The organism is Agrobacterium sp. S7/73 (assembly GCF_019355535.1).
GTDB classification, from domain to species: Bacteria; Pseudomonadota; Alphaproteobacteria; order Rhizobiales; family Rhizobiaceae; genus Agrobacterium; species Agrobacterium tumefaciens.
On record NZ_CP072137.1, the window covers coordinates 1,853,129 to 1,873,653 of the forward strand.

Sequence of the window (20,525 nt, forward strand, 5' to 3'; positions counted from 1 at the left end):
AATATGGCACGAGATCCCAAGATCACATTTATCGGCGCAGGTTCCACGGTGTTCATGAAGAACATCATCGGCGACGTGCTGCAACGTCCGGCCCTTTCCGGCGCAACGATCGCGCTGATGGACATCAACCGCGAAAGGCTGGAAGAAAGCGCCATCGTCGTCAACAAGCTGATTTCGACGCTCGGGGCAAAGGCGAAAGCCGAGACTTTTACAGACCAGAAAAAGGCGCTCGCCGGTGCCGATTTCGTCGTCGTCGCCTTCCAGATCGGCGGATACGAGCCCTGCACAGTCACCGATTTCGAGGTGCCGCGTAAATATGGCCTGCGCCAGACCATTGCCGATACGCTTGGTGTCGGCGGCATCATGCGGGGCCTGCGCACCGTGCCGCATCTGTGGAAGATTTGCGAGGATATGCTCGCCGTCTGCCCCAATGCGATCATGCTGCAATATGTCAACCCGATGGCGATCAACACCTGGGCGATTGCGGAGAAATACCCGACAATCCGGCAGGTCGGCCTTTGCCATTCGGTGCAGGGCACGGCCATGGAACTCGCCCATGACCTCGATATTCCCTACGAGGAAATCCGCTATCGTTCGGCCGGCATCAACCACATGGCGTTTTTCCTGGAATTCGAGCACCGCCAGCCTGATGGCAGCTACAAGAACCTCTATCCCGATCTCGTACGAGGCTATCGCGAAGGCCGTGCGCCGAAGCCCGGCTGGAACCCGCGCTGCCCCAACAAGGTGCGGTACGAGATGCTGACGCGTCTCGGCTACTTCGTTACCGAAAGTTCCGAGCATTTCGCCGAATACACACCCTATTTCATCAAGGAGGGGCGCGAGGACCTGATCGAGAAATTCGGTATTCCGCTCGATGAATATCCCAAGCGCTGCATCGAGCAGATCGAGCGCTGGAAGGGGCAGGCGGCGGCCTATCGCTCAGCCGAAAAGATCGAGGTCAAGCAATCCAAGGAATATGCCTCCTCCATCATCAACTCGGTCTGGACCGGCGAACCGTCTGTCATCTACGGCAACCAGCGCAACAATGGCTGCATCACCTCGCTGCCATCAGATTGCGCGGCGGAAGTGCCCTGCCTTGTCGATCATAACGGCGTGCAACCAACCTTCATCGGGGAATTGCCGCCGCAGCTGACCGCGCTGATGCGCACAAACATCAACGTGCAGGAGCTGACGGTGCGGGCGCTGATGAGCGAAAACCGTGAGCATATCTTCCACGCGGCGATGATGGACCCGCATACGGCAGCGGAACTCGATCTCGACCAGATCTGGTCGCTGGTGGACGATCTTCTTGTCGCGCACCGGGACTGGTTGCCGGAATGGACGCAGGTGGAGATGAAGCGGGCGCGGGCGGTGTAAGGAACGCAACGGCTGCGTTGACGGCAGGCTGGCGCACCTTGCGTGGCGTTCGCCGGTTGTCATTCCGCTATAGATTTAACGTCATCCTCGGGCTCGTCCCGAGGAACCAACCACCTAGCAGAAAATGATAGCTAGCAGATGCTCGGGACAGGGCCGAGCATGACGAAGTGGGTTTTAGTCCTTCATCCACTTGACGTGTGTCAAAGCCTCGAAGCGCTCCCTCACCTAAACAGTCCCTAGCAACCTGTCTTCTCGCTCCAATATGGGAAATATCAGGTGGGATTTATGAACGTAAAGGTGGCTGGCTTCTTCGGTTTTATCGTATTACGGTTGAAACTCGAAGGGTTCATGGGGAAGACGGATGTCTAAAAAAGGCTTGCTCGTTGGTCTGGCGGTTGGGGTTATTGCCGTTGCTGCCTATTTCGCCTGGTCGAAGTTGACGGCAGAGGGTCTGCCCTCCGGTTTCGTTTCCAGTAACGGCCGGATCGAGGCGGTCGAGATCGATATTTCCACCAAAACCGCCGGCCGTCTTCAGGACATCATGGCGCGCGAAGGCGATTTCGTGAAGGCAGGGCAGGTGCTTGCCCAGATGGATACTGCCCAGCTGGAGGCCAAAAAGCGTCAGGCGGAAGCGCAGCTTCGTCGCGCAAAGATCGCAATCGATACCGCCCATAGCCTCGTTGCCCAGCGGGAGGCGGAAAAGACCTCGGCGCTTGCGGTGGTGGAACAGCGCAAGGCCCAGCTTGATTCGGCGTCCAAGACCTATGCGCGCTCAAGACAGCTGTTGACCGGCAATGCCGTGTCGCAGCAGATCGTCGATGACAGTGAGGCGGCAGAACAGTCCGCCCGCGCCACTCTTGCCTCGGCGCAGGCCTCGCTTGCCGCCTCTGATGCGGCAATCAACGCCGCCAAGGCACAGATCGTCGATGCGGAAGCGGCTGTCGATGCCGCGCAGGCCGATATTGAGAGCATCGAGACAGACATAGCCGATGCGACGCTGAAATCACCCCGCGACGGCCGTGTGCAATATCGCATCGCCCAGCCCGGCGAGGTGCTTTCCGCCGGCGGGCGGGTTCTCAACCTCGTCGATCTCGGTGACGTCTACATGACGTTCTTCCTGCCCACGGCTGAGGCTGGCCGTACATCCATGGGCTCGGATGTGCGCCTGATACTGGACGCAGCGCCGCAATATACCATTCCCGCCAAGGTTTCCTTCGTCGCCGATGTGGCGCAATTCACGCCAAAGACGGTGGAAACCGAGGAGGAGCGCCAGAAGCTTACCTTCCGGGTGCGGGCGCAAATTCCGCAGGAGCTGCTGCAGAAATATATTCAGTATGTCAAAACCGGTCTTCCCGGCATGGCCTATGTCCGGCTTGATCCGCAGGCCGTCTGGCCGGAGAATCTCGAACGCAATCTTGTGAAGTGAGAGTGGCCGCGATGGTCACACCCTCCGCGACGAATACTAAAAATCCCGGCGCGCCAGTCGCGCGGTTGACGGATGTACGGCTGGCGTTTGGCAGCACGGTTGCGCTTGCCGATATATCGGTCGAAATTCCCGCCGGACGGATGATCGGCCTTATCGGGCCTGACGGTGTCGGCAAGTCCAGCCTCCTCTCTCTGGTTTCCGGCGCCCGGGCTATACAGAAAGGCAAGGTGGAGGTCCTCGGCGGCGATATGTCCGATCCGCGCCACCGCGAGGATACTTGCCCGCGCATCGCCTATATGCCGCAGGGCCTCGGCAAGAACCTCTATCCAACCCTCTCGGTCTTCGAAAATATCGACTTTTTTGGCAGGCTGTTCGGGCAGGACGGCAGGGAGAGAAAGGCACGCATTGCCGAGTTGCTGAAGAGCACCGGCCTTGAACCTTTTGCCGACCGGCCGGCAATGAAGCTTTCCGGCGGCATGAAGCAGAAGCTCGGGCTCTGCTGTGCGCTGATCCACGATCCTGACCTGCTCATTCTCGATGAGCCGACGACGGGTGTCGATCCGCTGTCGCGCCGGCAATTCTGGGAGCTGATCGATTCCATCCGCGCCGGTCGTCCGGGTATGAGCGTGATTGTCGCTACGGCCTATATGGAAGAGGCCGCCGGTTTCGACTGGCTGGTCGCCATGGATGGCGGCAAAATTCTTGCCACCGGCTCGCCCACCGAGTTGCTCTACCGCACCTCCGCCGCCAATCTCGATGCAGCCTTCATCGCGCTTCTTCCGGAAGAAAAGCGTAAGGGTTACCACGAGGTGAATATCGCGCCGCGCACGGTGACCGGCGAGGGCGATTATGCCATTGAGGCCTCGCATCTGAGCATGCGTTTCGGTGATTTTACCGCCGTCGACAATGTCAGCTTCAAAATTCCGTGTGGCGAGATTTTCGGTTTTCTCGGCTCGAACGGCTGCGGGAAATCCACCACCATGAAGATGCTGACCGGTCTTCTGGCCGCCAGTGAAGGCGAGGCGAAGCTATTCGGCCACGAGGTGGATGCCAGCGACATGGCGATCCGCCACCGCGTCGGTTACATGAGCCAGGCCTTTTCGCTCTATTCCGAACTCACGGTGCGACAGAACCTCGATTTTCACGCGCGGCTGTTCAAGCTGCCGGAAGCGACCATTCAGCCGCGCATCGCCGAGATGGCAGAGCGCTTTGATCTCGGCACGGTCATGGACACGCTGCCGGACGACCTACCGCTCGGCATCCGGCAAAGACTGTCGCTTGCGGTGGCGATGATCCATTCTCCTGACATTCTCATCCTCGATGAGCCGACCTCCGGCGTCGATCCCGTGGCGCGGGACGGGTTCTGGCAAATCCTAGCCGATCTCTCCCGCAACGATAATGTCACCATCTTCATCTCCACCCATTTCATGAATGAGGCGGAGCGTTGCGATCGGATTTCGCTGATGCATGCCGGCAAGGTGTTGATAAGCGATACGCCTGACGCGATCACCAAAAGCCGTAATGCCGCAACGCTGGAAGAGGCTTTCGTCGCCTATCTCGAGGATGCCTCGGGTGTCAAAAAGGCGGAACCTTCAATAGCGCCCGCTCCGGCAACGGAGGTGGTCCCGACGCAGCATGTTGCACCAGCCCGCAAACGGTTTTTCGATGTCAGGCGCATGTTCAGCTATACGCGCCGCGAGGCGCTGGAACTGCAACGCGATCCCATTCGCGGCACTTTAGCGGTTCTTGGCAGCGTCATCCTGATGTTCGTGATCGGATACGGCATCAATCTCGATGTTGAGGACCTGACCTTCGCGGTACTGGACCGCGACGATTCCACCATCAGCCGCGATTATGTGCTCGATATAGCCGGTTCCCGTTACTTCATCGAGAAAATGCCGATCCGCGACTATGCGGATATGGACCGGCGCATGCGTGACGGGGAACTCAGCCTTTCCATTGAAATTCCACCCGGTTTCGGCCGCGATGTGCTGCGCGGCAAGACGGTGGAGGTCGGCGCTTGGATCGATGGCGCCATGCCGCAACGGGCAGAAACCGTGCGCGGTTACGTGCAGGGCATGCACCAGACATGGTTGGCGCGCAAGGCGAGCGAAATCTATGGCAATGCAGCGACGCAAAGCAGCTTCAGCATCGAAACGCGCTATCGTTACAACCCCGATGTCAAGAGCCTCGTCGCCATGGTGCCGGCGGTCATTCCGCTGCTGCTGATGCTCATTCCCGCCATGCTGGCGGCGCTCAGCGTCGTTCGGGAAAAAGAACTTGGCTCGATCGTCAATCTTTACGTGACGCCGACCACGCGGTTGGAATTCCTGATCGGCAAACAGCTTCCTTATGTGGCGCTCGGCATGCTCAATTTCCTGCTCTTGACGGCATTTGCGATCTTCATCTTCCGGGTGCCGTTTACCGGGAGTTATCTCGCTTACGCGACGGGCGCTTTACTCTTCGTCATCATCGCCACATCCATCGGGCTCGTCATGTCTTCCTTCATGAAGAGCCAGATCGCGGCGATCTTCGGCACGGCCCTGTTGACGCTCATTCCGGCCACACAATACTCGGGCATGATCGATCCCGTTTCGTCGCTGCAGGGGGCGGGGGCCTTTATCGGCAATATCTATCCCGCCACCTATTTCATGACGATCTCACGCGGCACCTTCTCCAAGGGGCTGGATTTCGACGGTCTTTCGGGTTCCTTTCTGCCGCTTCTCATCGCCATTCCGCTGCTGCTCATCGCTGGTGCTACTCTTTTGAGGAAACAGGCGTCATGAGTTTGTTTTCATCCAACATCTTCCAGCTCGGCATCAAGGAACTGCGCGGGCTTGCGCGTGATGGCATGTTGTTGCTGCTGATCGTTTACGCTTTCACGCTGCAAATCTACACCGGTTCCAGCGCGTTGCCCGAAACCCTAAACAACGCCGCCATCGCCATTGTTGATGAGGATCAGTCGCCGCTTTCCGGTCGCATCAGCACGGCGTTTTATCCGCCCTATTTCGCGCCGCCGAAGCAGATTTCCATTGCTGAAATGGACAAGCGCATGGATGCAGGGCTCGACACCTTCGCGCTCAACATTCCGCCGGATTTCCAGCGTCAGCTAATGGCCGGGCAGCACCCTGCCATCCAACTCAATATCGATGCCACCCGCATGAGCCAGGCCTTCAGCGGCGGCGGTTACGTGCAGAACATCGTGACGAGCGAAGTTGAGGAATATGTCAACCGCTATCGCGGCGCGACGACGGTGCCAGTCGATCTGACGCTGCGTTCTCGTTTCAACCCTGAACTGGACAAATCCTGGTTCGGCTCGATCAACAATATCATCACCGCCATCACCATGCTGTCGATCGTGCTGACGGGCGCGGCGCTCATTCGCGAGCGTGAACATGGAACGGTCGAGCATCTGCTGGTCATGCCGGTCACGCCGCTGGAAATCATGCTCAGCAAGGTCTGGTCCATGGGCCTTGTCGTGTTGGTGGCCTCGGCATTTTCCCTTTTCGTTGTCGTCAAGGGGCTGCTCGCTATTCCCATCGAAGGCTCGCTCTCCCTTTTCCTACTTGGAACGGCGTTGCAGCTCTTTGCGATGACCTCGATGGGTATTTTCCTGGCAACAGTGGCGGGTTCCATGCCGCAATTCGGCATGTTGCTGATCTTGTTCCTGCTGCCGCTGCAGGTGCTGTCCGGCGCCATGACGCCGCGCGAAAGCATGCCGGATATCATCCAGTACCTCATGCTGCTCGCACCCAACACTCATTTCGTAATTCTGGCGCAATCGGTGCTTTTCAGGGGGGCGGGGCTGGATGTGGTCTGGCCGCAATTGCTGGCGCTGCTTGCGATAGGCTCTGCACTCTTCATTTTTGCGCTTCGCCGCTTCCGGCGGTTCCTGCGCTGACCGGCGGACATTAGCCCGTTTTCCAGCATTTGCGAACGAGTTGAATTAATTGTGTTCGGTAACGGTATGTTCGCCCTCCGGGAATATGCCTATGAGGACGGTTGGGTAAAAGAGGGCTTTGTTGAGGAGTAGCAAATGAATATCGCAGGACGTCTGTCACTCACGGCCATGATCGCACTGGCCACGACACCATCCCTCGCATCGGAGGATATGGCTTCGCAGACGAGTGAAGCGATATTTGGTTTCGGTGGTGTTTTAACGAAAGAAGACATGTTGAAAAGCGCTGCCCTCGTTCCCGTGGAATACGAAAAGAATGCCATTCTGGGTGGCGGTTATCAGTTCTATCCCTATCGCATCGGCAATGTGAAGCTGGGCGGTGAAATCGGCGTTGCCGTCAGGTTTGGCAAGGGGTTCACCGGTGAAGTCTGGGCAGGACCTGTCGCGCGTTATGACAAGATCAGGCTCGGGGAACGGTTGTTCGTTTCGCCGAGTTTCACGGCGGGTCTGAGCCTCGTCTCGGATGCGCAGCCGGGGCGGGAGAGGCAAGAAGAAATCAAGGACAACGGCAACGCCAATGTCCTGTTTTACCTCGGCCCGGAAATCAACGTTTCCTTCAGCGAAGAATCCTCGACGGAGTTCTTCTGGCGGCTTCACCACCGTTCCGGCGGCGGCAAGACGCTGGGCAATATGAAGGGCGCGACGAATGCCAATGTGTTTGGCGTTCGCTACAAGTTCTGACGACGTGGTGTCGGTAGTGGCCCCCGATATGACTGAATTTACGCCATACTTCTGTTTTTCCGCGCCCCTCGGAGGATGACCTTTGCACTCAGCGCATGGGTGGCCTGCCTTATTCTGTCTGTTCTTTGGTCCCGACAAGGCGCATATAAGGGACATCAAAGGACGCCGGAACGAAACGTTACTGACGTCGCCAACACCTTGAAAGGGTAATGTCATGAACGTAGCACGCAGCTTTAATAACTGGCGCAAGTATCGTCAGACCGTCAACGAACTGGGCCGCATGAGCAGCCGCGAACTGCACGATCTCGGTATCGACCGTAGCCAGATCAACAGCGTCGCCCGCGCCGCCGTCGGCAAGTAATCAGGCAGCTATTGCCGCTTTTGAATGACTAAACGCCCGCTTCGCGGGCGTTTTTGTTTTTGGCGAACCGTCGACGCTTGTGTCTCCCACGGGGCATGCCGTGCAAAGGCGAAAATCAGCCTGTTGCATTGATGTTTCGGGTTGGAAAAATCGCCATGCGTTTGATGCATGTCTGAGGTGCAAGCTTGTGTCTGTGAAATGCAGAAAAAAATGATATCTTCAAATCATCGAAACGGATGTACCTCCTCCCACATTCTTTCGGTAATGCGGGTGATCCTACTCCTCCTCCCAAGGATTGCCCCGGGGACAGCGGTTTCCTCCTCCCATATCGCTGTTCAATCTTTCAAGAAGCCTGCCGCACCTCCTCCCGCGGCAGGCTTTTTTGTTTTCAGCGCCGGGCGCCGTTTTCAGGCAACCCGCTTTTTATCTCCACGAGAATGGTTCAGTCGAAAGCCATCATGCCGATGGGCGTAACGGCACGGGTGCCCGCGCGCTTGGCAAGTGCGTAGGAAAGGCACTGTTCCACGGCGTCCTGCGGCACAGGTTTTACGATAACGCCTGCGCCGATACCGAGATTGACCACCACTTCCGGATTTGCCGTCATGAAGATCACCACGACGCCGTGATCCTGCGAAAGCCGCCTCCCGATCTCCGGGCCGGTCTGGCCGTCGGCGAGATTGACGTCTACAAAGGCAATATCTGCGCGGCTGCCGAGTGCCACGGCCTGATCCAGCCGGTTGGCGATGCCGATGACGTCAGCTTCCTCTTCCGCCTGCATAATGGAATCTTCGATATCCATAGCGATGAGAAATTCGTCCTCCACGATCAGCACACGCGGTTGTTCCGTGCGGAAACCCGGTTCGTTTTGCAGGATGTATGCGGACATATGACTGCCTCCATTCCATGCGCTTTAGCGCGGTCGGAAGGCAAACACCTGCCGAAGCAACTCGTTCCAAAGTGAGATAAACATGGTGAATACAGTGTAAACGGACCGGCTTTTCGGCTATCACCTCTAGATAGCGAAGCAGTTGATTCGGTTTGGTTTTCATCCGGGGAAGGGGTCGGAGACAGTCGCCGTAGCGCATCTTTCGCCCCTGGAGCACAAGCCTTTAGCCGCAAGCGGGGCAAAGGCTTGCATGCAAATTCAAAGCGTTACAGCGTCCTTCACGCGCCAGGAAGGACATGCAGGAACGTTGCCGATCATTCGCGTGCCGCGGTTAAAAAACGGCGCGAGACCCTATGAGTTTAGAAAGAGAATAAGACGATGACCCAGTCTCCGCGCGCTCCAATCGCCCGCAATACGCCCAATATCGCTGTTATCGGCGTCGGTGGCGGCGGCGGAAACGCGATCAACAACATGATCGACGAGGGCATCGGCGGCGTTGATTTCATCGCCGCCAACACGGATGCGCAGGCGCTGAAGAAAACCAACGCGCCAAGGCTCGTGCAACTCAGCTCCGAACTTACAGGCGGGCTGGGTGCCGGGGCTGATCCGGAGGTTGGCCGGCAGGCGGCAATCGATTCGCTTGACGAGATCATGGATCACCTCAACGGTTACGACATGTGCTTCATCACCGCCGGTATGGGCGGCGGTACCGGCACCGGTGCTGCGCCCGTCATCGCGGAAGCGTGCCGTGCGAAGAACATCTTGACCGTCGGTGTCGTCACCCTGCCGTTCAGCTTCGAGGGCGCGCGCCGCATGCGTGCTGCCGAATATGGTTTCGCCAATCTGCTTAATACCGCCGATACCGTCATCGTCATTCCCAACCAGAACCTGCTGCGTATTGCGGATGCCGGCACGACCTTTGAAAGTGCCCTGAAGACGGCGGACAAGGTCCTGTCCCTCGGCGTGCGCTGCATTACCGATCTCATCCTGCGCGAAGGCCTGGTCAATCTCGACTTCGCCGATGTGCGTTACGTCATGAAGAATGGCGGACGCGCGCTTATGGGCACGGCGCAGGCCAAGGGTCCAAAACGCGCTTCGGAGGCGGCAGCCGCCGCCATCGCCAACCCGCTGCTCGGCGAACCGTCGCTGAAGGAGGCACGCGGCGCACTTGTGTCGATTTCCGGCGGTAACGACCTGACGCTTTACGAGATCGACGAGGCGATGACGCTTGTGCGCGAGGCAGTCAGCGAAGAGACCGATGTGGTGATGGGCGCGTCCTTCGATCCGACGCTGGACGGCGCTTTCAAGATTTCCGTCGTGGCCACCGGCCTGCGTAACTGAGGTCCCTACCTCGAAGCGGTGCTTTGTAAAAAATCAGCGATGTCACAAATTGAATTATTGAAGCCGTCGCGGGTAATTTTCGTGACGGCTTTTTGTTGTTTTTGAACAATTATTCCGCCATTCGAGGGGCAGGTGCTGCAACGCGGCGTTGATATGGAAAAAATATAATAGTACTCTTTATGTCGACAAGAGGGATTTGGTTATGACGGATATAATTGCTTCTGCCGAGCGTAAGCGTGGCTCCGGCGTGAAGATGGTCTACGATCTGCTGCGCGACGAGATTCTCGATCTGGTTCTGCCACCGGGTAGTCCAATCGATGAGGTGCAGCTTGCCGAGCGGTTCAAGATGTCGCGCACGCCCATTCGCGAAGCGCTGGTGCGGCTCTCGGGCGAGGGGCTGATCGATACGCTGCCGAACCGTTCGACCATGGTGTCGAACATCGATTTCCTCAATATGCATACCTATTTCGATGCGCTGGTGCTGATGTACCGGGTGACGACCCAGCTTGCTGCCCAATATCACCGTCCGGAAGATCTGGCCGGCATCCGCGCCCATAATGCGGAATTTGCCATTGCGGTGGAAGAGCAAGACGCGCTGGCGATGATTTCCACCAATGCGGCCCTGCACCTTTCCATCGCCGAAGCCGGGCGCAACCCCTATTTCACCAGTCTGTTCAAGCGTCTGCTGGATGAGGGACGGCGCATCTTGCGGCTGTATTACCAGTCCTATGATGATCGCCTGCCGAAACGTTTCGTCGACGATCACGATGCGATCATAGCGGCGATCGCCGCGCGCGACACTGTTCTGTCCGAGAAACTGGCCCGCGAGCATGCCGAACAGATCGTGCAGCAGGTGCAGAAACTACTGGTGCGCAATGAGCGGCTGGAAATAAATCTGTAGCTTGTCGATTTCTTGTCGACAAATAAAATACAAGATTGTAATGTCCTTGTTGAAAGGGTGGCGCGGAGGTGCGTCCATTCCCGAAAAACTGTCCCTTAGGAGCTAGTAATGACGGCCAGCATTTTTTCCGGCGTGATTCCCGCCTTGATGACCCCCTGCAAAGATGATCGCACCCCCGATTTCGACGCGCTTGTCCGCAAGGGCAAAGAGCTGATCGCCGATGGCATGTCTGCCGTCGTGTATTGCGGTTCCATGGGCGACTGGCCGCTTCTTTCCGATGAGCAGCGCATGGAAGGCGTGGAACGTCTGGTGAAAGCCGGCATTCCGGTCATCGTCGGCACCGGCGCGGTCAACACGGCATCTGCCGTTGCGCACGCCGCCCATGCCCAGAAGGTTGGCGCAAAGGGCCTGATGGTCATTCCGCGTGTTCTTTCGCGCGGCTCGGTCATCGCTGCCCAGAAGGCGCATTTCAAGGCCATCCTTGCGGCCGCTCCCGAAACGCCCGCTGTCATCTACAACAGCCCCTATTACGGTTTCGCCACCCGCGCCGATCTCTTCTTCGCGCTGCGTGCGGAACACAAGAACCTCGTGGGCTTCAAGGAATTCGGTGGTCCGGCGGATATGCGTTACGCTGCTGAAAACATCACCAGCCGCGATGATGAAGTCACCCTGATGATCGGCGTCGATACTGCCGTTGTCCACGGCTTCGTCAATTGCGGCGCAACCGGCGCGATCACGGGCATCGGCAATGTTCTGCCGAAGGAAGTCATCCATCTCTGCAAGCTGTCGCAGGCCGCCGCCAAGGGCGATGCGGACGCCCGCGCCCGCGCGCTGGAACTGGAGCAGGCGCTCGCCGTCCTCTCCTCCTTCGATGAAGGCCCGGATCTGGTTCTCTACTTCAAGCACATGATGGTGCTGAAGGGCGACAAGGAATATACGCTGCACTTTAACGAGACCGATGCCCTCAGCGACAGCCAGCGCGGTTATGTCGAGGCGCAGTTCAAGCTGTTCAACAGCTGGTACGCCGACTGGAGCAAGCTTCCGGGTGCGGTTCAGGCCTGCAAGGCTGCCTGATTACTTTCTGCAGTGAAAAAGGCCCGCATTTGCGGGCCTTTTTTCGTTTTATGAGGTTCGATAGATATCCTTCGTCATGCCTGATTGGGTTCGGCATGACGAAGGACTGATGTCAGGAGACGGCGTCCATCCCCTGTTCCAGCAGCCGGTCGAGACCGGCGATTTCGGCGGCGGTCAAGGTAATGCCTTCGCTTTCCGATTTGGCGCGTGCAGTGAAGCGGCGGCCGGAGGGCAGGCGGGCTCCCTGGCCGATAATGGCGTCGAACAGGATTTCCGCCCGCTGGAAAGGATCGCCCGGACGGCCCTTGGCGAAGGCTTCCGGGGAAAAGGCGACGATAAGCTCGCCATGGAAGGGTGCAAGCGTTGTGGTGCCGAGATACTCCAGTACTTCGGGGCTGGTCAGGTCACCGATCATGATACCCGCGAGAAGCTCGATCATGGTGCCGATGGCCGAACCCTTGTGGCCGCCGAACGGAAGCATGGCGCCGGCAAGCGCAGCCTCCGGGTCGGTCGTCGGGTTTCCGTCGGCATCCACGGCCCAGCCTTCAGGCAAAGATTTGCCCGCGCGACGGTGCAGTTCTATCTCGCCGCGCGCCGCAACAGATGTTGCGAAATCAAAGACATAGGGTGAAGTGTTCTTACGGGGCCAACCGAAGGCGAAGGGGTTGGTGCCGAGCAGCGGCTTGGTTCCGCCAGTGGGAGCGACGGTGGAATAGCTCGGGCACATGACCAGACCCGCTAGACCGTTCGCTGTCAGCCCCTCGACTTCCGGCCAGAGCGCCGAGAAATGCGTACAGTCATTGATGACGAGCGCGGCGATGCCGGTGCGTTTCGCCCGCTCCACCAGAACAGGCAGGCCAAGCTCGAAGGCGGGGTTGGCAAAACCGCCATTGGCGTTGACTTTCACGATCGCTGTGCCGTCGTCTTCGGCCACCTCCGGCATCGCATCGGGCTTAACCTTGCCTGCCTTGACGGTGCGCAGGGCGCCTTCGATGCGGTAGATACCGTGCGATTTGCAGGCGTCACGCTCACCGGCAACAATAACCCGCGCAAGCGCTCCCGCCTGCACGGCATTGAGCCCCGCCTTGCGGAAAATCGCTTCGACCCGCTGAAAAAGCCCGTCGATGGTCAATGTGGTGTTGTCGCTCATCATAATCCTCCGATATTGGGCTCGCACATTTTGAATACATAAAGTATACAACGGTCATTCTATTGCAACTTGTCTTTTCGGCATTCTGCGTCCGGTGCCCATGCCTGCCACAAGCGCCGGGATGAGAGTAGGGCGGAACTGCCCAACCAGGGCGTCATTTTCACGTGCTTTTCGGTCCCGAATTGCAAGCTCGCTGCCGTAGCACTGTTCGCTGCTGCAAAAATTCTTTTTGTATACTCATTGTATTTTTATGTTGATTTATCGCCTCCATGGGGAAATAGTGACCTCGCCTTCAATGGCAGAGCAATTCTGGGAGCAAATCAACAATGAAAAAATCGGTCATCGTCGCCGGCCTGCTGGCCGCCACTTTCGCTATTACTCCGGCCAAGGCCGACAAGCTTGACGACATCATTTCGTCCGGTACGCTGCGCTGTGCGGTCGTGCTCGACTTCCCTCCCATGGGCGCGCGTGATGACGCCAACAACCCGATCGGCTTCGATGTCGATTATTGCAACGATCTCGCCAAGGCGCTCGGCGTCACGGCTGAAATCGTCGAGACACCTTTCCCGGAACGTATTCCGGCGCTGATGTCCGGCCGCGTCGATGTTGGCGTTGCCTCCACGTCCGATACGCTTGAGCGCGCCAAGACGGTTGGCATGACCGTGCCTTACTTCGCCTTCGAGATGGCAGTCACCGCCAACGACAAGTCCGGCGTCAAGTCCTTTGAGGACATGAAGGGCAAGACCGTCGGCGCGACTGCCGGTACGTTTGAAGCCATTGCGCTCGAAAAGACCGTCAAGGAATGGGGCGTAGGCGAGTTCCGTCCTTACCAGACGCAGGCCGATGTGTTCCTCGCGCTCAGCCAGGGCCAGATCGACGCCACCGTTTCGACCTCGACCGTTGCACAGGCCAACGTCAAGACCGGCAAATTTGCCGGCATCTCGGTGGTCGGCAAGGCACCTTATGACATCGATTATGTCGCTCTCTTCACCAACCGCGATGAATATGGCTTCATCAATTACCTGAACCTGTTCATCAACCAGCAGGTTCGCACCGGCCGTTACGCCGAACTTTACGGAAAATGGGTTGGCGGCGAAGTTCCTTCGCTCACCGTCAACGGCGTCTATCGCTGATCGGAACTTTTCCCAAACGGCGCGGTCGGATCGATCGCGCCGTTGATCGTTTCTGAAAAGGTGAGACGGTTATGTTCAATTATACATTCCACTGGAATCAGGCGCTGAAGGCTTTGCCGCAGTTGCTGGACGGTGCGCTGGTGACGCTGCAGATCGCGGTCCTGTCGATGGTGATCGGTCTTTCCTGCGCCATCGTGCTAACCCTGTTCCGGCTTTCCGGTAACCGGATATTGGGTGCCATTGCCGCCGTCTGGGTGGAAATCGCCCGCAACACGCCGGCGCTGTTCCAGATTTACATGGCCCATTTCGGCCTTGGCAATTTCGGCATTCATCTCAGCCCCTATACGGCACTTCTGGCCGGCATCGCCTTCAACAATGCGGGCTATCTTGCGGAGAACTTCCGTGGAGCGCTGAAGGCGATACCGGATACGCAAACGCGCTCCGGCCGTTCGCTCGGCATGACGTCGATGCAGACCTTCCGCCTCATCATCATGCCGCAGATGCTGCGCGTCGCCTTCCTGCCTGCCACCAACCAGATGGTCTGGGCAATCCTGATGACCTCGCTCGGTGTCACCGTCGGCATGAATACGGATCTTGCCGGTGTCACGCAGGCCTTGAACGCCCGTTCGTTCCGCACCTTCGAATTCTTCGCGCTTGCCGCGGTCATCTATTACGTGATCGCCAAGATCGTCACGCTTGCCGCCAGATTGCTGGCCGCTCGTCTGTTTCGTTACTGAGAGAGGTGCGCCATGTTTGAAACCGCTCTCACCTGGAGTGATCTTGCCTTCCTTGCCAAGGGCGCGGGGATGACGCTTGCCGTCACCGCCGTTGCCGTGACGGCTGGCACCCTCATGGGTATCATCTTCGGTGTCATCCGCTTCCAGCTCGGGGCCTATTGGTCGCTGCCGCTGACCTTCGTGCTGGATGTTTTCCGCTCCGTGCCGCTCCTCATCCAGCTGGTGCTTGGCAATGCCTTCCAGTCGATCGCCAAGCTCGGCTGGCCGCCATTTACCACCTCATGCGTGGTTCTGTCGCTTTATACGGCGGCCTACTGCACCGAGATCGTGCGTGGCGGCATCGAAGCGGTGCCGTCGAACACGCGCCGTGCCTGCCGTTCGCTCGGCATGACCTGGTCGCAGGACATGCGCTACATCGTGCTGCCGCTTGCAACTCGCGTGTCGTTGCCCGCCTGGATCGGCCTGACACTTGGCGTCATGAAGGATTCGGCGCTCGTGCTGTGGCTCGGACTTATCGAGCTTCTGCGTGCCTCGCAGATCCTCGTCACCCGCCTGCAGGAACCGCTGACCATTCTCATGATCTGCGGCGCCATCTATTTCCTTATCAGCTTCCCCATCGCCCGTTTCGGCGGGTATCTCGAAAGACGGTGGTCCCCCAATGATTGAGATCGAAAACGTCCGCAAATCCTTCGGCCCGCTGGAGGTTCTGAAAGGGATCAACCTGACGGTCAACAACGGCGAGGTCGTCACTATCATCGGTGGTTCCGGCTCCGGCAAGTCGACGCTGCTGACCTGCATCAACGGCCTGGAGCCGATCGATAGCGGCAAGATCGTCATCGACGGCACCGAGGTTCATGCCAAATCGACCGACCTCAACAAGCTGCGTCGCAAGGTCGGCATCGTCTTCCAGCAATGGAATGCCTTTCCGCATCTGACGGTGCTTGAAAACGTCATGCTGGCGCCGCGCAAGGTGCTTGGCATTTCGAAAGAGCAGGCCGAGGAAATCGCGGTCAAGCAACTGACCCATGTCGGTCTTGCCGAAAAGCTGAAGGTCTATCCGAACCGCATGTCTGGCGGTCAGCAGCAGCGTATGGCTATTGCCCGCGCTCTTGCCATGTCGCCGGAATATATGCTGTTCGACGAAGTCACCTCAGCGCTCGATCCGATGCTGGTGGGCGAAGTGCTCGATACGCTGAAAATGCTGGCCGACGAGGGCATGACGATGATCTGCGTCACCCATGAAATGGCCTTCGCCCGCGATGTGTCGAACCGTGTCGCCTTTTTCCATCAGGGCGTGATGGCGGAAATCGGCACGCCGGATCAGCTATTCGGCGCGCCGCAGCACCCCGAGACGCAGAAATTCCTGTCGAGCGTGCGGTAATGTCTGCAAACAATGTCATCGTCATAGGGGCCGGCGTTGTCGGCCTCTCGGCAGCTATTGCCGCGCAGGGACGCGGCCTTTCGGTCACGGTTATCGATCGCGAAGGCCCGGCGGCCGGCGCTTCCGCCGGTAACGCCGGTGCCTTCGCCTTCACCGATATCCTGCCGCTCGCATCCCCCGGCATTCTCTGGAAAGCGCCGAAGTGGCTTCTCGACCCGCTCGGGCCTCTCAGCGTACCGCCTGCCTATGCGCTGAAGATTGCACCATGGATGTTTCGGTTCTGGCGCGCCTGTGCCGCCTCGAAGGTTGAACATTCCACCGCCGCCCAGACGGCGCTGATGGACCTGTCGAAATCTGAACTTGAGCCGTTTCTCAGGAGAACCGACACGATTGCCATGCTGCGCAAGGAGGGCAATCTCCAGGTCTATGAAAGCGAAGCCGAATTCGAAGGCTCGCTTGCCGGCTGGAAGGCGCGCGAGCGTCATGGCATCGAATTCCGGCACCTCAATGCCGAGCAGATGGCCGAGATACAGCCCGGCATCGCACCGCGTTTCACCTGCGGCACCTTCACGCCCGGCTGGCATTCCATCGCCGACCCGAAGCTCTATACGCTGGCTCTTGCCGAGCATTTCCGCAGCATCGGCGGTCGTATCGAACGTCTCGACATCGCAGCGCTCAGGCCGCTGGAAGACGGTGTAGAAGTGGTGAGCCATGACGGGCGCACCCGCAAGGCCGGCAAGGTGGTGCTGGCGGCAGGCGCATTTTCGCATCGCATTGCCCGTTCGCTTGGGGAAAAAATTCCGCTGGAAACGGAACGGGGGTATAATACCACCCTGCCTTCAGGCGCCTTCGATCTGCGCACGCAGGTGACCTTCGGCGGGCATGGTTTCGTTGTCACGCGGCTTTCGACCGGCATTCGCGTCGGCGGTGCGGTGGAGCTGGGCGGGCTCGAGCTTCCGGCCAATTTCGCCCGCTCCGAGGCGCTTCTCGCCAAGGCGGCAAGTTTTCTGCCAGGCCTGAAAACCGAAGGCGGCAAACAATGGATGGGTTTTCGCCCCTCGCTGCCCGACAGCCTGCCCGCGATTGGTGCGGCGCGGCATACGGCGCGGGTGATCTATGCTTTCGGTCACGGCCATCTGGGGCTGACGCAATCGGCCGGCACGGCCCGCATCGTCGCCGATCTACTGACGGGGCAAAAACCCGCCATCGATACAAGGGCATTTTCGCCACAACGTTTCTAGAGAATTTTGGCTTTTCTCCGAAACGCAAAAATTCTCTGGTTTTTTTTATGCATTTTCCAGACGCAAAACCGCGACGCACTTTTACTGGAAATGCTTTTGGGGAGATTTTCGATGTCTTCTTCCGGTTCGCCAACAGCCGTTCCTCAGGCGCGCAGCATCCTGCCGGGCGCGGCTGAAGGCGTGGTGATCGCCACGACAGAGGCGCTGAGTTTCTGGGGCGGTGTCGATCCCGCCACCGGCAAGGTGATTGACGTGCACCACCCGCTGCACGGCGTCTGTCTCACCGGCGGTGTGCTGTTCATGCCGTCAAGCCGTGGCTCCTGCACCGGTTCTGGCGTTTTGCTCGATCTCATCCTGACGGGCCGCGCACCCTCAGCGCTTGTCTTCTGCGAGGCCGAAGACGTGCTGACGCTCGGCGCGCTGATCGCTTCGGAAATGTTCGGCAAGCCTTTGCCGGTACTGCGCCTGGACGCGGAGAATTTCGCGCAATTCTCTCAAGCCTCTCATGTGCGTATCGATGAAAATACCATTGAGGCTGATGGCGTTTCCCTCGCGATCGCGCCGCCTGCGACGACGCATCTCGATCTCAAGAATGACGACAGGGCAATGGTCGAGGGCCGCGACGGCATTGCCGTGCAGCAGGCCATGCGCATCATTGTCGCCATGGCCGCCCAGCAGGGGGCGTCAGCGCTCGTCGATGTCACGCAGGGTCATATTGACGGCTGCATCTATGCCAGCCCCGCCAATCTCACCTTTGCAGAGAAGATGGCGGAGATGGGCGCAAGCGTGCGCGTGCCGACGACCATGAACGCCATCTCGGTGGACAAGGCGCATTGGCGCGCGCAGGGCGTGCCGGAGGATTTCGGCGATCCCGCCGCAAGGCTGGCAGATGCCTATGTACGCATGGGCTGTCGCCCCACCTTCACCTGTTCGCCATATCTGCTCGACAGCGCGCCGCAGGCCGGCGACATGATCGCCTGGGCCGAATCGAATGCCGTGATTTTCGCAAATACGGTTCTCGGCGCACGCACGGCTAAACATCCGGATTTTCTCGATCTCTGCATTGCCTTGACGGGCAGGGCGCCATTGTCCGGCGTCTATCTTGAGGAAAACCGCCGACCGCAACGCATTGTCGATGTCGCTTTGCCTGAGGATATCAATGACGCCTTCTGGCCGCTCATCGGTTATCTCGCTGGCAAGGCAGCCCCCGATTGCATTCCGCTTCTGCGCGGTCTTGGCGCAGCAAAGCCTTCGCGGGATGATCTGAAGGCGCTCTGCGCCGCTTTCGGCACCACGTCTGCGGCTCCCATGCTGCATATCGGTGGCGTCACCCCGGAAGCGAGACTGGAGCCGGTCGAAACGGCGGAAACCGTCACAGTTTCGCTAGCTGATATGGCCGCAGGCTGGTCGCTTCTGAATGAGGGACCAGAGGATGTGCAACTGGTTGCCATCGGCAGCCCGCATGCCTCGCTGGAGGAATGCCGCGCGCTGGCGTCCGCCTTCAACGGACGCAGGCGTCATGCAAATGTTGCCGTCATCGTCACTGCCGGACAGCAGGTCATCGACGCAGCAGAACGGGACGGCACCCTGCAACGCCTGCATGACAGTGGCGTCCAGGTACTGCCTGATCTGTGCTGGTGCTCGATTTCCGAACCGGTCTTTCCGACCAGGACGCGCGCGCTGATGACCAATTCGGGCAAGTACGCCCACTACGGTCCTGGCCTCAGCGGCCGGGCAGTGCGTTTCGGCAGCCTTGCCGACTGTGTTGAAAGCGCACTGACCGGTCGTGCTATTTCCCGTCTTCCATCCTGGCTTTCCTGAGGAGCACTAAATGCGCAGTATCAAGACAGTTCACGTCATCTCCGCCCATGCGGAAGGCGAGGTGGGTGATGTGATCGTGGGCGGCGTCAGGCCGCCGCCGGGCGAGACGATCTGGGAACAGAGCCGTTTCATCGCCCGCGATGAGACCCTGCGCAATTTCGTGCTCAACGAGCCGCGCGGTGGCGTGTTCCGCCACGTCAATCTTCTGGTACCGCCAAAACATCCTGACGCGGATGCCGCCTTCATCATCATGGAGCCGGAAGATACCCCGCCCATGTCGGGCTCCAACTCCATCTGCGTTTCCACCGTGCTTCTGGATGGCGGTATCGTGCCAATGCAGGAGCCGGAAACCCATATGCTGCTTGAAGCGCCGGGCGGGCTTGTGAAGGTGCGTGCCGAATGCCGCAATGGCAAGGCCGAACGCATTTTCGTGCAGAACCTGCCGAGCTTTGCCGCGAACCTCGATGTAGAACTCGAGGTCGAGGGTCTCGGTACGTTGAAGGTGGATACGGCCTATGGCGGCGACAGTTTCGTCATCGTCGACGCCGAGGCGATGGGCTTCAGCCTGAAGCCGGATGAAGCGCACGAGATTGCCCGTCTCGGCGTGCGCATCACCCATGCGGCCAACAAGGCTCTGGGTTTCGAGCATCCCGAAAACCCGGATTGGCGTCATTTTTCCTTCTGCCTGTTTGCGGGCAAGGTAGAGCGCACCGCTGAGGGCCTGCGGGCAGGTGCCGCCGTTGCCATCCAGCCGGGCAAGGTGGATCGCTCACCGACCGGTACGGCGCTTTCGGCCCGCATGGCGGTGCTGCATGCACGCGGTGAGATGAAAGAAGGCCAGACGCTGACGGCCGTGTCGCTCATCGGCTCCACCTTTACCGGTCGCATTCTGGGAACGACAACGGTGGGCGACCGCCCGGCCATCCTGCCGGAAATTTCCGGCCGCGGCTGGATCACCGGCATTCACCAGCACATGCTTGATCCTTCCGATCCGTGGCCGGAAGGATATCGTCTGACGGACACTTGGGGCGCTCGATAAGGACGATACACCGTACTT

18 protein-coding genes are annotated in these 20,525 nt (G+C 59.0%); 16 read left to right on the top strand and 2 right to left on the bottom strand.

Annotated elements, in window-relative coordinates; translation table 11 throughout:
* The first annotated feature begins 3 nt into the window (after positions 1-3).
* The 6 genes from J5276_RS23380 to J5276_RS23405 all read left to right on the top strand — a co-directional run bounded on the left by J5276_RS23380 (position 4) and on the right by J5276_RS23405 (position 7,803).
* Positions 4-1,377 (top strand): alpha-glucosidase/alpha-galactosidase, encoded by a 1,374-nt coding sequence (locus J5276_RS23380; protein WP_035200672.1) that lies wholly within the window; start codon positions 4-6, stop codon positions 1,375-1,377.
* A gap of 361 nt (positions 1,378-1,738) precedes the next feature.
* Positions 1,739-2,803 (top strand): HlyD family secretion protein, encoded by a 1,065-nt coding sequence (locus J5276_RS23385; protein WP_038495399.1) that lies wholly within the window; start codon positions 1,739-1,741, stop codon positions 2,801-2,803.
* Positions 2,804-2,814: 11 nt separating this feature from the next.
* Complete coding sequence (gene rbbA, locus J5276_RS23390) at positions 2,815-5,589, top strand: ribosome-associated ATPase/putative transporter RbbA (protein WP_075807686.1); 2,775 nt, start codon at positions 2,815-2,817, stop codon at positions 5,587-5,589.
* Entirely contained in the window at positions 5,586-6,704 is a 1,119-nt protein-coding gene (locus J5276_RS23395) for an ABC transporter permease (protein ID WP_004431287.1), read from the top strand. Before rbbA ends, J5276_RS23395 begins: the two co-directional genes overlap by 4 nt.
* A 135-nt stretch (positions 6,705-6,839) precedes the next feature.
* Positions 6,840-7,442: a hypothetical protein gene (locus tag J5276_RS23400; protein WP_004431289.1), complete on the top strand. Its 603-nt coding sequence runs from the start codon at positions 6,840-6,842 to the stop codon at positions 7,440-7,442.
* A gap of 214 nt (positions 7,443-7,656) precedes the next feature.
* A complete protein-coding gene (locus J5276_RS23405) occupies positions 7,657-7,803 on the top strand; it encodes a DUF1127 domain-containing protein (RefSeq protein ID WP_004431290.1) in 147 nt (48 codons plus the stop codon).
* Between the two features lie 442 nt (positions 7,804-8,245).
* On the opposite strand, the gene J5276_RS23410 is transcribed toward J5276_RS23405, so the two are convergent.
* Entirely contained in the window at positions 8,246-8,689 is a 444-nt protein-coding gene (locus J5276_RS23410; protein WP_004431292.1) for a response regulator, read from the bottom strand.
* Between the two features lie 378 nt (positions 8,690-9,067).
* Between J5276_RS23410 and ftsZ the strand changes: the two genes are divergently transcribed.
* The 3 genes from ftsZ to J5276_RS23425 all read left to right on the top strand — a co-directional run bounded on the left by ftsZ (position 9,068) and on the right by J5276_RS23425 (position 12,005).
* Positions 9,068-10,030 (top strand): cell division protein FtsZ, encoded by a 963-nt coding sequence (ftsZ, locus tag J5276_RS23415; protein WP_019566702.1) that lies wholly within the window; start codon positions 9,068-9,070, stop codon positions 10,028-10,030.
* Positions 10,031-10,232: 202 nt separating this feature from the next.
* Positions 10,233-10,931: a GntR family transcriptional regulator gene (locus J5276_RS23420; RefSeq protein WP_004431295.1), complete on the top strand. Its 699-nt coding sequence runs from the start codon at positions 10,233-10,235 to the stop codon at positions 10,929-10,931.
* Positions 10,932-11,039: 108 nt separating this feature from the next.
* A complete protein-coding gene (locus tag J5276_RS23425; protein WP_013761087.1) occupies positions 11,040-12,005 on the top strand; it encodes a dihydrodipicolinate synthase family protein in 966 nt (321 codons plus the stop codon).
* Between the two features lie 112 nt (positions 12,006-12,117).
* Here the strand turns inward: J5276_RS23425 and J5276_RS23430 are convergent, their stop codons facing one another.
* The gene (locus J5276_RS23430) at positions 12,118-13,155 is read right to left on the bottom strand and encodes an Ldh family oxidoreductase (RefSeq protein WP_111788460.1); all 1,038 of its coding nucleotides are present in this window, start codon (positions 13,153-13,155) and stop codon (positions 12,118-12,120) included.
* 326 nt (positions 13,156-13,481) lie between these two features.
* On the opposite strand from J5276_RS23430, the gene J5276_RS23435 reads away from it, so the two are divergent.
* From J5276_RS23435 to J5276_RS23465, 7 genes are all read left to right on the top strand, one after another.
* Positions 13,482-14,288, top strand: coding sequence for a transporter substrate-binding domain-containing protein (locus tag J5276_RS23435; protein ID WP_013761084.1), 807 nt, complete (start codon positions 13,482-13,484; stop codon positions 14,286-14,288).
* Positions 14,289-14,359: 71 nt separating this feature from the next.
* A complete protein-coding gene (locus J5276_RS23440) occupies positions 14,360-15,025 on the top strand; it encodes an amino acid ABC transporter permease (RefSeq protein ID WP_111809841.1) in 666 nt (221 codons plus the stop codon).
* 12 nt (positions 15,026-15,037) lie between these two features.
* Positions 15,038-15,691 (top strand): amino acid ABC transporter permease, encoded by a 654-nt coding sequence (locus J5276_RS23445; protein ID WP_004431304.1) that lies wholly within the window; start codon positions 15,038-15,040, stop codon positions 15,689-15,691.
* A complete protein-coding gene (locus J5276_RS23450) occupies positions 15,684-16,406 on the top strand; it encodes an amino acid ABC transporter ATP-binding protein (RefSeq protein WP_004431309.1) in 723 nt (240 codons plus the stop codon). Before J5276_RS23445 ends, J5276_RS23450 begins: the two co-directional genes overlap by 8 nt.
* The gene (locus J5276_RS23455) at positions 16,406-17,647 is read left to right on the top strand and encodes an FAD-binding oxidoreductase (protein WP_111796648.1); all 1,242 of its coding nucleotides are present in this window, start codon (positions 16,406-16,408) and stop codon (positions 17,645-17,647) included. The genes J5276_RS23450 and J5276_RS23455 overlap by 1 nt, the downstream gene beginning before the upstream one ends.
* A 111-nt stretch (positions 17,648-17,758) precedes the next feature.
* Positions 17,759-19,468, top strand: a complete 1,710-nt coding sequence (locus tag J5276_RS23460; protein WP_111789967.1) for an aconitase X — start codon at positions 17,759-17,761, stop codon at positions 19,466-19,468.
* Positions 19,469-19,478: 10 nt separating this feature from the next.
* On the top strand, positions 19,479-20,507 hold the full coding sequence (locus J5276_RS23465) for a proline racemase family protein (RefSeq protein ID WP_174012429.1): 1,029 nt from the start codon (positions 19,479-19,481) through the stop codon (positions 20,505-20,507).
* Positions 20,508-20,525 lie beyond the last annotated feature (18 nt).

Bases quoted from the DNA above. Each gene is read 5' to 3' on its own strand.
- J5276_RS23380 (WP_035200672.1), top strand. From the start codon at position 4: ATGGCACGAGATCCCAAGATCACATTTATCGGCGCAGGTTCCACGGTG.
- ftsZ (WP_019566702.1), top strand. From the start codon at position 9,068: ATGACCCAGTCTCCGCGCGCTCCAATCGCCCGCAATACGCCCAATATC.
- J5276_RS23395 (WP_004431287.1), top strand. From the start codon at position 5,586: ATGAGTTTGTTTTCATCCAACATCTTCCAGCTCGGCATCAAGGAACTG.
- J5276_RS23410 (WP_004431292.1), bottom strand. From the start codon at position 8,689: ATGTCCGCATACATCCTGCAAAACGAACCGGGTTTCCGCACGGAACAA.
- rbbA (WP_075807686.1), top strand. From the start codon at position 2,815: ATGGTCACACCCTCCGCGACGAATACTAAAAATCCCGGCGCGCCAGTC.
- J5276_RS23405 (WP_004431290.1), top strand. From the start codon at position 7,657: ATGAACGTAGCACGCAGCTTTAATAACTGGCGCAAGTATCGTCAGACC.
- J5276_RS23450 (WP_004431309.1), top strand. From the start codon at position 15,684: ATGATTGAGATCGAAAACGTCCGCAAATCCTTCGGCCCGCTGGAGGTT.
- J5276_RS23430 (WP_111788460.1), bottom strand. From the start codon at position 13,155: ATGAGCGACAACACCACATTGACCATCGACGGGCTTTTTCAGCGGGTC.
- J5276_RS23400 (WP_004431289.1), top strand. From the start codon at position 6,840: ATGAATATCGCAGGACGTCTGTCACTCACGGCCATGATCGCACTGGCC.
- J5276_RS23460 (WP_111789967.1), top strand. From the start codon at position 17,759: ATGTCTTCTTCCGGTTCGCCAACAGCCGTTCCTCAGGCGCGCAGCATC.
- J5276_RS23425 (WP_013761087.1), top strand. From the start codon at position 11,040: ATGACGGCCAGCATTTTTTCCGGCGTGATTCCCGCCTTGATGACCCCC.
- J5276_RS23445 (WP_004431304.1), top strand. From the start codon at position 15,038: ATGTTTGAAACCGCTCTCACCTGGAGTGATCTTGCCTTCCTTGCCAAG.
- J5276_RS23440 (WP_111809841.1), top strand. From the start codon at position 14,360: ATGTTCAATTATACATTCCACTGGAATCAGGCGCTGAAGGCTTTGCCG.
- J5276_RS23455 (WP_111796648.1), top strand. From the start codon at position 16,406: ATGTCTGCAAACAATGTCATCGTCATAGGGGCCGGCGTTGTCGGCCTC.
- J5276_RS23435 (WP_013761084.1), top strand. From the start codon at position 13,482: ATGAAAAAATCGGTCATCGTCGCCGGCCTGCTGGCCGCCACTTTCGCT.
- J5276_RS23420 (WP_004431295.1), top strand. From the start codon at position 10,233: ATGACGGATATAATTGCTTCTGCCGAGCGTAAGCGTGGCTCCGGCGTG.
- J5276_RS23385 (WP_038495399.1), top strand. From the start codon at position 1,739: ATGTCTAAAAAAGGCTTGCTCGTTGGTCTGGCGGTTGGGGTTATTGCC.
- J5276_RS23465 (WP_174012429.1), top strand. From the start codon at position 19,479: ATGCGCAGTATCAAGACAGTTCACGTCATCTCCGCCCATGCGGAAGGC.